15 protein-coding genes and 1 rRNA gene are annotated in these 12,621 nt (G+C 68.4%); 3 read left to right on the plus strand and 13 right to left on the minus strand.

The genetic code is table 11. The annotated features are described in order from the left end of the window. Positions 1 to 153 precede the first annotated feature (153 nt). Entirely contained in the window at positions 154 to 1,578 is a 1,425-nt protein-coding gene (gene glnA / locus IG04_RS0137700; RefSeq protein WP_030481538.1) for a type I glutamate--ammonia ligase, read from the plus strand. Positions 1,579 to 1,637: 59 nt separating this feature from the next. On the opposite strand, the gene IG04_RS0137705 is transcribed toward glnA, so the two are convergent. From IG04_RS0137705 to IG04_RS0137720, 4 genes are all read right to left on the minus strand, one after another. Further along, complete coding sequence (locus IG04_RS0137705; RefSeq protein WP_030481539.1) at positions 1,638 to 1,886, minus strand: hypothetical protein; 249 nt, start codon at positions 1,884 to 1,886, stop codon at positions 1,638 to 1,640. A gap of 83 nt (positions 1,887 to 1,969) precedes the next feature. Further along, positions 1,970 to 2,467 (minus strand): NADAR family protein, encoded by a 498-nt coding sequence (locus tag IG04_RS0137710; RefSeq protein ID WP_051771558.1) that lies wholly within the window; start codon positions 2,465 to 2,467, stop codon positions 1,970 to 1,972. A gap of 15 nt (positions 2,468 to 2,482) precedes the next feature. Next, the gene (locus IG04_RS47420) at positions 2,483 to 2,647 is read right to left on the minus strand and encodes a hypothetical protein (protein ID WP_169746030.1); all 165 of its coding nucleotides are present in this window, start codon (positions 2,645 to 2,647) and stop codon (positions 2,483 to 2,485) included. A 30-nt stretch (positions 2,648 to 2,677) separates the two neighbouring features. After that, positions 2,678 to 3,217 (minus strand): hypothetical protein, encoded by a 540-nt coding sequence (locus IG04_RS0137720; protein WP_030481541.1) that lies wholly within the window; start codon positions 3,215 to 3,217, stop codon positions 2,678 to 2,680. A 134-nt stretch (positions 3,218 to 3,351) separates the two neighbouring features. On the opposite strand from IG04_RS0137720, the gene IG04_RS0137725 reads away from it, so the two are divergent. After that, positions 3,352 to 3,585, plus strand: a complete 234-nt coding sequence (locus IG04_RS0137725) for a hypothetical protein (RefSeq protein WP_030481542.1) — start codon at positions 3,352 to 3,354, stop codon at positions 3,583 to 3,585. Positions 3,586 to 3,651: 66 nt separating this feature from the next. Here the strand turns inward: IG04_RS0137725 and IG04_RS0137730 are convergent, their stop codons facing one another. The 6 genes from IG04_RS0137730 to IG04_RS0137755 all read right to left on the minus strand — a co-directional run bounded on the left by IG04_RS0137730 (position 3,652) and on the right by IG04_RS0137755 (position 10,111). Continuing rightward, a complete protein-coding gene (locus IG04_RS0137730; protein WP_030481543.1) occupies positions 3,652 to 4,584 on the minus strand; it encodes an NADP-dependent oxidoreductase in 933 nt (310 codons plus the stop codon). Next, positions 4,581 to 7,481, minus strand: coding sequence for a bifunctional [glutamine synthetase] adenylyltransferase/[glutamine synthetase]-adenylyl-L-tyrosine phosphorylase (locus IG04_RS0137735; protein ID WP_030481544.1), 2,901 nt, complete (start codon positions 7,479 to 7,481; stop codon positions 4,581 to 4,583). The genes IG04_RS0137730 and IG04_RS0137735 overlap by 4 nt, the downstream gene beginning before the upstream one ends. A gap of 33 nt (positions 7,482 to 7,514) precedes the next feature. Continuing rightward, positions 7,515 to 7,700, minus strand: coding sequence for a hypothetical protein (locus IG04_RS0137740; protein ID WP_030481545.1), 186 nt, complete (start codon positions 7,698 to 7,700; stop codon positions 7,515 to 7,517). Next, the gene (locus tag IG04_RS0137745) at positions 7,697 to 8,830 is read right to left on the minus strand and encodes an inorganic phosphate transporter (RefSeq protein ID WP_030481546.1); all 1,134 of its coding nucleotides are present in this window, start codon (positions 8,828 to 8,830) and stop codon (positions 7,697 to 7,699) included. Before IG04_RS0137745 ends, IG04_RS0137740 begins: the two co-directional genes overlap by 4 nt. Before the next feature lie 86 nt (positions 8,831 to 8,916). Further along, a complete protein-coding gene (locus IG04_RS0137750; protein ID WP_030481547.1) occupies positions 8,917 to 9,672 on the minus strand; it encodes a type 1 glutamine amidotransferase in 756 nt (251 codons plus the stop codon). Positions 9,673 to 9,697: 25 nt separating this feature from the next. Beyond that, positions 9,698 to 10,111 (minus strand): rhodanese-like domain-containing protein, encoded by a 414-nt coding sequence (locus IG04_RS0137755; RefSeq protein ID WP_030481548.1) that lies wholly within the window; start codon positions 10,109 to 10,111, stop codon positions 9,698 to 9,700. Positions 10,112 to 10,191: 80 nt separating this feature from the next. On the opposite strand from IG04_RS0137755, the gene IG04_RS0137760 reads away from it, so the two are divergent. Beyond that, positions 10,192 to 10,641 (plus strand): Lrp/AsnC family transcriptional regulator, encoded by a 450-nt coding sequence (locus IG04_RS0137760; RefSeq protein WP_030481549.1) that lies wholly within the window; start codon positions 10,192 to 10,194, stop codon positions 10,639 to 10,641. Here IG04_RS0137760 and IG04_RS0137765 read toward each other — a convergent pair. The 3 genes from IG04_RS0137765 to rrf all read right to left on the minus strand — a co-directional run bounded on the left by IG04_RS0137765 (position 10,638) and on the right by rrf (position 12,481). Continuing rightward, positions 10,638 to 11,447: a GNAT family N-acetyltransferase gene (locus IG04_RS0137765; protein ID WP_030481550.1), complete on the minus strand. Its 810-nt coding sequence runs from the start codon at positions 11,445 to 11,447 to the stop codon at positions 10,638 to 10,640. The genes IG04_RS0137760 and IG04_RS0137765 overlap by 4 nt on opposite strands. After that, positions 11,435 to 12,262 carry a GNAT family N-acetyltransferase gene (locus tag IG04_RS0137770; RefSeq protein WP_030481551.1) on the minus strand — a complete coding sequence of 276 codons (828 nt, stop codon included), beginning with the start codon at positions 12,260 to 12,262 and terminating at the stop codon, positions 11,435 to 11,437. The genes IG04_RS0137765 and IG04_RS0137770 overlap by 13 nt, the downstream gene beginning before the upstream one ends. A 102-nt stretch (positions 12,263 to 12,364) precedes the next feature. Beyond that, positions 12,365 to 12,481: ribosomal RNA gene (gene rrf, locus IG04_RS0137775) — 5S ribosomal RNA — on the minus strand. Between the last annotated feature and the right edge of the window lie 140 nt (positions 12,482 to 12,621).

The raw sequence follows: 12,621 nt of genomic DNA on the forward strand, positions 1-12,621 counted from the left end.
CGTGCTCAACGGGTGAGCACTGGCAGGTCGTCTTGCCCACTTGGGCGGCCCCGTTAACACTGGCGAAACATCGGAGTGACGGACGGGCAACACCGCCGACATACCGTCACTCACGATGACCAGCCGTTGTCCATAGTCAAGGAGTCGACGAGGGTGTTCAAGAATTCCGACGAGGTGCTGAAGTTCATCACCGACGAGGGCGTCAAGTTCGTCGACGTGCGGTTCAGCGACCTGCCGGGCGTGATGCAGCACTTCACGCTGCCCGCCAAGGCGTTCGACGCCGACGCGATCGAAGAGGGCCTCGCCTTCGACGGCTCCTCCGTGCGTGGTTTCCAGTCCATCCACGAGTCGGACATGCTGCTGCTGCCCGACCTGTACACCGCGCGCCTCGACCCGTTCCGGATCGAGAAGACGCTGATCGTCAACTTCTTCGTGCACGACCCGTTCACGCGTGAGGCGTACAGCCGCGACCCGCGCAACATCGCGCGCAAGGCCGAGCAGTACATCACCGACTCGGGCATCGCCGACACCGCGTACTTCGGTGCCGAGGCGGAGTTCTACATCTTCGACTCGATCCAGTTCGACACCACCGGGAACTCCTCATTCCACAAGATCGACGCGGTCTCCGGCTGGTGGAACACCGGCCGTGAGGAAGAGGGCGGCAACCTCGGCTACAAGGTCAAGTACAAGGGTGGCTACTTCCCCGTCACCCCGAACGACCACTACGCCGACCTGCGCGACCAGATGGTCCTCAACATGGAGGCCCAGGGCTTCACGGTCGAGCGCGCGCACCACGAGGTGGGCACCGGCGGCCAGGCCGAGATCAACTACAAGTTCAACACGCTGTTGCACGCCGCGGACGACCTGATGCTGTTCAAGTACATCATCAAGAACACCGCGTGGCAGGCAGGCAAGACCGTCACCTTCATGCCGAAGCCGCTGTTCGGCGACAACGGCTCGGGCATGCACACGCACCAGTCGCTGTGGAAGGACGGCACGCCGCTGTTCCACGACGAGAGCGGCTACGCGGGTCTCTCCGACACCGCCCGCCACTACATCGGCGGCATTCTGCACCACGCGCCGTCGCTGCTGGCCTTCACCAACCCGACGGTGAACTCCTACCACCGCCTGGTCCCGGGCTACGAGGCCCCGGTCTCGCTGGTCTACTCCCAGCGCAACCGCTCGGCGTGCGTCCGCATCCCGATCACGGGCAACAACCCGAAGGCCAAGCGCATCGAGTTCCGCTGCCCCGACTCCTCGGGCAACCCGTACCTCGCCTTCTCGGCGATGGTCATGGCGGGCCTCGACGGCGTGAAGAACAAGATGGAGCCGCCGGCCCCGATCGACAAGGACCTCTACGAGCTCCCGCCCGAGGAGGCCCGCGACGTCAAGCAGGTCCCCGCGACGCTGGACGCCGTGCTCGACAACCTCGAGGCGGACCACGAGTTCCTGCTCGAGGGCGGCGTGTTCACGCCGGACGTGATCGACACCTGGATCTCGTACAAGCGCTCCGAAGAGATCGACCCGCTGCGTCTGCGCCCGAACCCCTACGAGTTCGCGCTCTACTACGACGTGTGATCGGTTGAGCTTTGCGTCGAAGGCCCGGCGGGTTCGTTCCCGCCGGGCCTTCGGCCGTTCTAAGTGCCCAGCAGGGTCACGGTCGACGACGACCCGCTGACCCGGACGTTGGAGACGAGGACGTCGGCCTCACCGCCGGTCGGCAGCTTGATCCGGGCCTCACCGCCGGTGAGGGCCCCGGCGGCCGTGCCGGCACCGGACAGCTGCCAGACGCCGTCGTTGACGGTCTCGATCAGATCGACCCGGTCCATCACGACCGCGTTGCCGTCCGCGTAGATGAGCCGGGCCGGCCCTGAGTAGCTGAACATCAGTTCTCCCCTGCCGGATCTCCCTGACGCCTGAACACACGTGCGGGACGACCGCGGGGTTCACTTGATGATCCGAAAAGGACTCACGCCGCGAGCCGGGAGCGGACCTCCATCAGGGCCTCGCCGAGCAGGTTGAGTCCCAGCCACTGGGCGGGATCGGCGGCACGCGGGTCGGATTCGACGAGGCCGATGCCCCACACGCGGTCCTGCGGGCTGGCCTCGACGAGAACGCGGGAACCCGTGCCCAGCAAGTAAGAACGCAGTGCGGGGTCCTGGCCGAACTTCGCCAGGTTGCCCTCGACGACGATCTCCAGCCGCGCGGATACCCACTCGGCGTCGGAAAAGCCCTCAACCTCACGGCCGAGCGCCTTGGCCTCGGCCGGTGTGCGGGCGGCGAGCACGCGTGCGGCCACGGTGGCATCGCCGAAGAGCAACGCCTTGCGCCACATCATGTAGTGCTCGGCCGACGGGAAATCCTGCCCGTCGGCGGAGAAGGAGCACGGCCACCACTGCGACAGGCATCCCTTGCCGATGCCGCCGTCACGTTCGGGCTGGTGTCCCCAGAAGAACAAGTACTTCACAGGGCGACAGGTTAGCTACCTATCGCGTGATTCCCCGGGGTTTTCGCCTGGCTCCGGCATCTCCGGCTCGCGCCACGTCTCGGACCGTGTCGGGCCGTTGGCGCGCAGCTCGTTCTCGACCTCCTTCTTCAGGTGGTCGTCCTTCACGAAGCCGTGCTGGTCACTTTCGCGTTGGGTCATGCATCAGGCGTACCCGGTGCCGCCGGGAAATCACTTCGGCAGCGGGATTCCGGCGATCGAGATCGCGGCGCCCGTCGGGGCGAACTGGCCGGAGATCGACGAGAACGTCAGGGTGAGCGAGTTCACGCCCGTGCCGAGCTTCTCGTCGAGCACGACGGTGCCCGAGGTGGTGGTGCCCTGGGTGACGAGGCCGTCCCACTTGCTGCTCGACGCCGCGTAGGTGCGGTTCAGATCGTCCACGACGGCGATGCCGACCACGGGGAGGGTCATCCTGGCCCGGGAGGCGTTCGTGGCCGTCACGAAGAGCTTCACCCGGCCGTTCGCGGCTTCCACGCGGGTGACCTCCACGGTCAGCATGCCGCGCTGCTGCTTGAAGGAGCCCGTCCCGACCTTCACTTCCGCTGACGGCTCGGTCGTTTCCAGTGCGCCATCAGGGGTTTCAAAACCGTTCGACGTGGTCGTCGTGGCGGTGACGTTGGGCTGCGCGGCGGAGTTGTTGCCGCTCAGTGCATACTCGATCACACCGAGTAGTGCGAGCACACCGGCAGCCACGCCCGCGATGGCGATCACGGTCTTTCCTCGGCGCGTGACCCTGCGATGCTGCATGACTTCCTCTGCTAGACCCCCGGCGAACCACAGCTCCCCCCTGAGCGCGCCCAGTCTCATCTCGATTGGGTGAAACGTCAATGCGCTAGGGTCCGCGCGTGTCCCAAGATGTCGCCGAATTCACGGCTCCGCAGCTGCTCACCACCCACATCTTCGACTCGGCACCCGATGCGCTCGAAGCGGTTCAGGCCGCTGACGTACTCGACCTCGGTGTCCGTGTCTACAACCGGCTCGTGCCCGACGCCGACGACGCGGAAGCGTTGGAGGAGGAGTGGGTGGTCGAGGTCTACACCAGCGCTCCGGCGGTGGACCCCGATTCCGACGAGGACTGAGCAGGTCCAGAACTGGGGGGCACACCGCGAGGTGTGCCCCCGAACCTGAAGAAATACCTGAAGATCTCAGACGGTCAGTACAATTTTTCCTCGCACATGGCCACCTTCGAGCAACCTGTGCGCCTTCACGGCCTCTGCCAACGGAAAAGTCTGCTGCACCTCGACGCGCAGCCTCCCGGCCGCGACCAGGTCCACCAGCCACTGCGTCTGCCCGGCGTCCGGCCGCGCCCAGGTGTTGACCACGCCGTTCTCCAGCGCCCTCGCTCCATCCACAATGGACGTCATCCGCGCCCGGTCGCGCACCAGCTGCAACGACTGGTCGAACGAGAGCCCGCCCACGTTGTCGACCACCGCGTCGACCAGGCCGTCACCGCCGACGAGCTCCGCGACCGTGTCGACCAGCGCGTCACCGTAGGCGACCGGTTCGGCCCCGAGCGACCGCACGAACTCGTGGTTGCGCGGCGACGCGGTACCGATCACCCGCGCAGCCCCCAGTTCACGCGCGATCTGCACCTGGAGGTGGCCGACGCCACCGGCGGCCGCGTGCACCAGGACGACGTCACCGGGACCGGTGCCGACGGCCTTCAACGACTGCAGCGCCGTCAGTCCTGCCAGCGGCAACGCACCCGCGGTCACGAAGTCCACGGTGGACGGTTTGCGCGCGATCATCCGGTCCGGCACCGAGACCGACTCGGCGCAGGTGCCGAACTGGACGTGGTCCTTGCGCGCATACGCGAGCACCTCGTCGCCCGGTTTCCAGTCGTACACGCCGACGCCGACCGCCCGCACGACGCCCGCCACGTCCCAGCCTGGGATCAACGGCAGGTGGTGCGGCAGCAGTCCCTGCAGGTACCCGGCTCTGATCTTGCAGTCCACCGGGTTCACCCCGGCCGCGCGCACGTCCACCAGCACGTGATCAGGCCCGATCAGCGGGTCGGGCAGTTCCTGCAACGACATGACGTCGGCATCGCCGAACCGGGTGTACGCGATCGCTTTCACGGTTTCTCACCGTAGAAGACACGCTCGGCCACCGCACGTGCACGACGAGTGGTCCTGCGATATTCCTCCAGGAACTCGCCCGGATCACCACCGGGCTCGTGCCCCATCACCGACGCGACCGCGACCAGATCGCGCCCGGACGTCGGCAGTTGGTCAGACGCCTTGCCCCGGACCAGCGTCACGGCGTTGCGCGCCTGCGTCGCGAGGTTCCACGCGGTGGTCAGCGCGGCAGCGTCCTCGGCGGCGAGCAGGCCGGCGTCGACAGCGGCCGCCATCGCGGCCATTGTGGACGGTGTGCGCAGGCCGGGCACCGCGCCGGAATGCTGCAGCTGCAACAACTGCACGGTCCATTCCACGTCCGCGAGCCCGCCGCGCCCGAGCTTGGTGTGCGTGCTCGGATCGGCGCCCCGTGGCAGCCGTTCCGCGTCGACCCGTGCCTTGATCCGCCGGATCTCCCGCACGGACGCCGCGTCCAGCCCGGCGGCCGGATACCGCAGCGGCTCGATCAGCTCCTCGAACTCGGCCCCCAGCGCGGCGTCGCCCGCGATGAACCGGGCTCGCAGCAGCGCCTGCTTCTCCCAGATCTCGACCCACTGCCGGTAGTACGCGCGGTAGGAGTCCAGCGTCCGCACCAACGGTCCCTGCCTGCCTTCCGGCCGCAGGTCCGCGTCGACCTGCAACGGCGGGTCCTGCGACGGTGCGCCGAGCAGCCGCCGGATCTTCTCCACGACCCCGCTCGCCCACTTCACCGCCTCGGCGTCGGACACGCCCTCGTGCGGCCGGCACACGAACAACACGTCCGCGTCCGAGCCGTACCCGAGCTCATGCCCGCCGAGCCGGCCCATCCCGATCACGGACAGCGCGGCCACGGACTCGCCGGACGCACGCACCGCGGCGTCGAGCGCACTCTGCAACACCGAACCCCACACCTCGGACAGCGAGGCGCACACCGTCTCCAACGGCATGAACCCCAACAGGTCCGCGGCGGCGATCCGCAACATCTCGTGACGCCGCAACGATCGTGCGGCCGCGATCGCCCGCGCCGCGTCGCCGTACCGGGAAACGGCGCTGCGCAGGGGTTTCCCGATCGTGTGCGGGTCACCGCCGACCAACGCCTCGGTGTCCGCGAGCAGCCGCAACACTTCCGGCGCGCGCACCAGCAGGTCCGGCACGAGGCGCGAGGTGCCCAGCAGCGCCGCGAGCCGTTGGACGACCGCGCCCTCGTCACGCAGAAGTCTCAGGTACCAAGGGGTTTCCGCGAGCGCCTCGGACACCTTCCGGTACGCGAGCAGCCCGCCGTCGGCGTCGGGCGTGCCGGCGAAGAGGTCGAGCAGCACCGGCAACAGGGCGCCCTGGATGCGGGCCCGCCGCGACATCCCGTGCGTCAACGCCTGGATGTGCCGCAACGCGCCATCCGGCGACGTGTAGCCCAACGCCGCCAGCCGCGCCACGGCCTCCTTGGTGGTGAGCCGCAGCGCCTCGGTCGGCACGCCCGCCACGGACTGCAGCAGCGGCCGGTAGAACAGCTTCTCGTGCAGCCGCCGGACCTGGTTGGCGTGCTTGCGGAACTCCGCGAGCAGCACCTGCCCCTCGGACCTCCGCCCGTCCGCGGCGAGCCCCACCGAACGCGCCAGCCATCGCAACGCCGTCACGTCGTCGTCGGCCGGGAACAGGTGCGTGCGCAGTAAACGCTGCAACTGCAGCCGGTGCTCCAACGTGCGCAGGAACCGGTAAGAGCGCCCGAACTCCGCAGCGTCCTCGCGCCCGACGTATCCACCCTGGCCCAACGCGGCCAGCGCGGCCGTCGTCGCCTGGATGCGCAGGTCCTCGTCGGAGCGCCCGTGCACGAGCTGCAGCAGCTGCACCGCGAACTCGACGTCGCGCAGACCACCGCGGCCGAGCTTCAGTTCGCGGTCGGCGAGCCCGGTCGGCACGTGGTCCTCGACCCGGCGCCGCATGGCCTGCACGTCCTCGACGAAGTTCTCGCGCTCGGCCGCCGTCCACACGCAGGGCCGCACGACGTCGAGGTACGCCTGCCCCAGCTCGGCGTCACCGGCGACCGGCCGTGCCTTCAACAGCGCCTGGAACTCCCAGGTCCGCGCCCATTTCTTGTAGTACGACGCGTGCCCTTCCAACGTGCGGACCAGCGCACCCGCCTTGCCCTCCGGCCGCAGCGCCGCGTCGACCTCGAAGCACGACTGGCCGGCGATCTGCATCATCGTGCCGGCCAGCCGCGTCGCCACGCCCAGATCGCCCTCGGCGACGAACACGACGTCGACGTCGCTCACGTAGTTCAGCTCGTTCGCGCCGCACTTGCCCATCGCGATCACGGCGAGCCGGCAGCGGTCCGCGCCGTTCACCCGCTCCGCGGCGAGCTTCAACGACGCACTCAGCGCCGACACGGCCAAATCGGACAGTTGCGCCGCCACCGTGTCGTACGGGACGAACACCAACTCGGGCTCAACGACGTGCGCAAGGTCGTTGGCGGCAACGAGCAGCAGCTTCGCCCGGTACTCCGTGCGCAGCACGGCGCCGTCCGCCAGTTCCAGCGACACGTCGACCTCGTCGGTCAGCGAACGCCACCGGCCGGGGTTCGCCACGAGGAAGTCCGACAGCGCGGTGGACGAGCCGAGCACGGCGAGCAGACGCCCGCGCACCACGACGTCCTTGTGCAGCGCGGCCGACAGGGCGTCCCAGTCGACGACGGCTTGGAGGCGCTCCAAGCCACGCAACGCCAGGTCCGGATCGGGGCAGCGGGACAGCGCGGACAGCACCGCCTCGGAGCCCTCGGTGGGCCGGCGGTCGGCCCACAGGCCGAGTCCGCGCAGCACTTCCTCGCTGCGCGGCTCGGTGAGCCCGAATCGTGCCGGCGACGCGTGGCGCACTGGTTCGCTCATCGTGAGCCAACCCTAATGCGTGCGTTCACACGGTCAGAAGACGATCAGTGAGAGTCCGTAGAGCACGACCGCCACACAACCGGCGAAGCTCGCGTACGCGGGCACCTTCTTGTCACCCGAAAGTGCGCGGATGCCGACCACGAACAACGTCACGACCACGACCGTGGCCAGCAGCGTGGCGCCGAAGACCTGGAGCAGCGCCGTCCAGTCGACCTTCATGCCGCCACCTTGTGCAGTTCGGCCTGGGCCGCGACCTCGTCGACGATGTGCTCCGGCTTGACCGGCTCGCGCCGCGCCAGGATCCAGATGCCCAGCGACACCGCGATTCCGATGGTGGCGACGCCGATGATGCCGACGCTGCCGGTCGACGCCCACTTGCCCGCGAGGGCTCCGACGAGGCCGGCGGCGGGCAGCGTGAACAGCCAGCCGGCTGCCATCTTGCCCATGGTGCCCCAGTTGACACCGCGGCGGTCGCGGCCGAGGCCGGAACCCATGATGCCGCCGGACGCGACGTGCGTCGTGGACAGCGCGAAGCCGAGGTGCGACGACGCGAGGATCGCCGTGGCCGTCGAGGTCTGCGCCGCGAAGCCCTGCGCGGGCTCGATGGTCGTCAGGCCGCGGCCCATCGTGTGCGTGATGCGCCAGCCGCCGAGGTACGTGCCCGCCGCGATCGCGAGACCGGCGCTGACGATCACCCAGGTGGGCGGGCCGGAGCCGGGGGCGAGCGAACCGGACGTGATCAGCGCGAGCGTGATGATGCCCATCGTCTTCTGCGCGTCGTTCGTGCCGTGCGCGAGAGAGACGAGCGAGGCGGACGCGACCTGGCCGACCTTGAAGCCGGTGTGCGCGACGCGCGGGTCCGCCGCCTTCTTGAGCCGGTAGACGACGATCGTGGCGATGGCCGCGACCAGACCGGCGACCAGCGGCGCGACGATCGCGGGCACCAGGACCTTGTCGACGACCTTGGCGAAGTGGATGGCGTCCACACCGGACGCGACCCACGCCGCACCGATCAGGCCGCCGAACAACGCGTGCGACGAACTCGACGGCAGGCCGATGTACCAGGTGACGAGGTTCCACATGATCGCGCCGACCAGCCCGCCGAAGATGATGGCGGGCGTGATCTGCGCGTCGTCGACGATGCCGCCGGAGATGGTCTTGGCGACCTCAACGGACAGGAAGGCGCCTACGAGGTTGAGAACCGCCGACAGCGCGACCGCCGTGCGGGGCTTCAACGCACCCGTGGCGATGGAGGTGGCCATGGCGTTGGCCGTGTCGTGGAACCCGTTGGTGAAGTCGAAGATGAGAGCAGTGATGACGACGATGATCACTACAAGAGCGGGATCCACAGTGATCCTCCGGCTGGATCGAACAAGCTGTCCAGGAGATTACGGTACCGCCAACGGAGGATGTCTTAAAACCTACGAAAGTAACGTCACACCAACGGAAGTCGTGTGGCCGAACCCAGTGCGGGCAGCAGTTCTCCCCGAACGAGTTTCGCGAATCTGCCGACGAACGGCTGCCACACCTCTTCGAAGTCGCGGTGCGCCTGTTCGAGGAACTCCTGGTCGAAGTGGTGAGCTCGCGCACAGGAAGCCGAATCAGGATCCTTGGCCGCCCAGTTCAGGACGATTTCCGGCGTCGTCTCGATGTGGAACTGAAGGCCGTAAGCGCTCTCCCCGACCCGAAACGCCTGATTCGGATATTTCGGGGACGCCGCGAGGTGCTCGGCGCCGGGCGGCAGCAGGTGCACCTCGTCGTTGTGGAACTGCAGCACGTCCGGCGTGAACGGCAGGTCCGCGAACAGCGGGTCGCCGGCCGCGGCGTCGCGCTTCGCCACCAGCAGCACGCCGACCTCCGGGCCCTGCGGACCCTTGCGGACCTGGCCACCGGTGGCGGCCGCGAGCAGCTGCGCGCCGAGGCAGATCGCGAGGGTGGGCAGCCGCTTCGACACGGCGCTCGACAGCAACCGGCGGGCGTCCGCGAGCCACGGGTGGTCGAGGTCGTCGAGCGCGCCCATCTCACCGCCGAGACAGATGACGCCCTGGTAGCCGTCGAGGTTCTGCGGCGCGGGCTCGTCCTTGAGAGCCACGAGGTCGATGGCGATGCCTTCGGCCTCGAGCCAGTCCCCGAGCTTGGCCAGCGGGTCCGACTGCGAGGGTTGCAGGACGAGCAGGCGTGGTGCGTTCACACGACCGAGCCTAGGTGGGGTGAGGTCAGCAGTGACACGCGACCTTCGATACGCCCGAATCAACCGGATACCCCGCCTCCCGCCAGGCCGTGATCCCGCCCGAGAGCCGCTTGACGCGGTATCCCCGCTGGGCGAGCGCGAGGGCGCCCTTGGTCGCCGCGTTGCACTGGAAGCTCTCGCAGTAGCAGATGTAGACCAGGTCCGGGTCGAGGTCGAGCCGCTCCGGCAGGTCGCGGTAGGGCAGGTTGATCGCACCGGGGATGCGGGCCTGCGCGAACGCCTCCGGGGCGCGCGTCTCCACGAGGACGTAGCCCTGGGTGTTGCCGCCCGTCATGTCGCGGTGCACGTCGTCGGGGTCGGCCTCGAACGCGAGCTCGGCGGCGAAGTGGGCGGCAGCGGCGTGCGGGTCGGCGGCGGGGAAGCGCAGTGCGTTCGTCATGCCTTCGATCCTGCTGGGACCGTGCTCTTTCGGACATGCGGAAGTCCAGGCGTTCGGGACGTTCTTCCTATGATTTCCAGGTGGAACTCGATGCCGTGGACTGGAAGATCCTGTCGCTGCTGCAGCAGGACGGGCGGATGTCGTTCAGCGCGCTGGGCCGCGAGGTGTCGCTGTCCGCGCCGGCGGTGACCGAACGGGTGCGGCGCCTGGAGTCCCTTGGCGTGATCACGGGCTTCACCGCGGTGGTGTCACCGTCCCGGCTGGGTCTGCCGATCGAGTCGATCGTGCGCGTGCGGGTGCGGTCGCTCGACACGCCTCGGTTCCGTTCGCAGGTCCTGGTGCTGCCGCAGATCCTCGACGCGGACCACGTGACCGGCGACGACTGCTGGCTGCTTCGGGTCGTCTGCCGGACGATGGTCGAGTTGGAGGAGCTCGTCGAGGTGATGCAGCGTTACGGCGACACGACGACCTCGCTCGTGTTCTCCTCCCACGTCCGCAACCGCCCGTTGTCACCCGATCTGCTGGGCTAGGCCCAGCTGTACTCGGACCAGTCGGAGACGGCGCGGAAGCCGATGCCCTGGTAGACGGAGTTCGCCGTGGAGTTGGCGAGGTCCGCGGTGAGCACGACGTGGTCGACGCCTTCGCTGTACGCCCACTGGCTGACCGCCGCGGTGGCCGCGGCCGCGTAGCCGTGACGGCGGTGCTCGGGTGGCGTGTAGACGGGGCCGACCCGCGACACCCCGCCGATCGGGGTGGTGCTCGCCGCCCACGACACCGGTACGCCGTCGACCTGCCACACGACGTGCCCGGCAGGCATCCACCGGCTGTCCGCCGCCCGCTTCTCGGCCTCGGCTCGCGGGAGTCCGTCCAGTTCGGCCACGAAGGCGGTCCACCAGCGGGTGATCAGGTCGTCGTCGGCGGGCGTGGCCTGCCTCGACTCACCGTGGACGTCCGGCACCACCAGGTCCTCCAGCCGGTAGAGCCGCAGGGCGTAGAGCTCCTCGCCACCCTCCCGCCAGAGCGTGCGGAAGGCATCGACCCGCTCCCGCGTTCCGGTGACCTCGTTGATCTCGCGGTCTCCGAGTGCTGCCACGACGAGCGGAGCCGCGGCCGGTGGCATCGCGGCGACGTGCAGCGGACGACCGTCCATCTGGGTCACCGCGCCGACCACGGTTCCGTTGTCGTGCAACGAGATCAGCGCTGTCGGTGTCCTGCGTCCCTGTACTGCGGCGTCCGCGCTGGTCAGGTGCACGCTGTTGTTCACGGGGTCGGCGTTGAGGAAGTCGCCTGCCACGGCGAGGAAGTCGTTGATGTTGTTGTGGCTCAGTGCTTCCACCAGAACTCCGCCCAGTCGTCGAGTGGTTCGAAGCCGATGCGTTGGTAGATCGAGTTCGAGGTCGGGTTGGCCAGGTCCGCGAAGAGCAGTACGTCGGTGGCGCCCTGGTCCAGTGCCCACCGGGTGGCGACCGCGCTGACCGCGGCCCCGTAGCCGTGCCTGCGGTGCTCAGGCGGGGTGTAGACCGGGCCGATCCTGGTCATGCCGGCCTCCGGCCGACTCGCCACGGCCCAGGCGACCGGCGTGCCGTCGATCACCCAGAGGGCGTGGCCCTGGCCGAGACGCAGCGAGGTGCGCATGGCTTCGGTCGTCGGTGCCGCCGGCGCCTCGGGAACGGCCTCGCTGAGGAAGGCCTTACGCCAGGCGCCGAGAAGTTCCACGTCGTCTTCGGTGGCCATGCGGCTGGTGCCGCCGGCCGACGGCGGGGCGAGGGTGGTCAGGCGGTACTGCCTGGTGGTGAGGGATTCGGTGTAGTTCTTGCCGGTCGCTGTGGCGAAGGCCTCAGACCTTTCCCGCGGGCCCGTCACCCCTGGGGCGTCCGGGTCGATCTTCGCGGCGAGGCCGGCCGCCAGTTCCACTGCGGAGAGAGGGAGGTCTGCCGCTTGGAACGGCCAGGGTGGCGTGCGGACCAGCGTGCCGATCACGTCGCCGTTCTCGTGGAAGGTGATCAGGATCGGTGGTTGTTCGGTGGCCGGTGACCGGCGGATGCGGTCCAGCGAGGTGAGTGCCACGGTGTTTCGCACCGGATCGGCTGACAGCCGATCGTGGGTGGCTGCGTCGAACGATTCCAGCGTGGCGTGCACGACGGCGTCCATGGGTCCATCAGATCAGAGCGCGCAAGCGAGAATCCGGGCACGCAAAAGACCCCTGAGGGGAGCACCGAAGTGCTCGACCCTCAGGGGTCTTCTGGAAATAATGTTCGGCGACGACCTACTCTCCCACACCGTAACCAGTGCAGTACCATCGGCGCAGAAGGGCTTAACTACCGGGTTCGGAATGGGACCGGGTGTTTCCCCAACGCTATGATCACCGAAACTCTATGGAGATGTACCTGCGGCGATCGGAATGCCGCTCGGTTCTTCCAGAACCGCACAGTGGATGCGTAGCGTCTTTGTAACAAGTCCTCGGCCTATTAGTACCAGTCAGCTCCAACCGTTACCGGTCTTCCACCTCT

Origin of the sequence: Lentzea albidocapillata (genome assembly GCF_000719115.1) — a bacterium.
GTDB classification, from domain to species: domain Bacteria; phylum Actinomycetota; class Actinomycetes; order Mycobacteriales; family Pseudonocardiaceae; genus Lentzea; species Lentzea albidocapillata.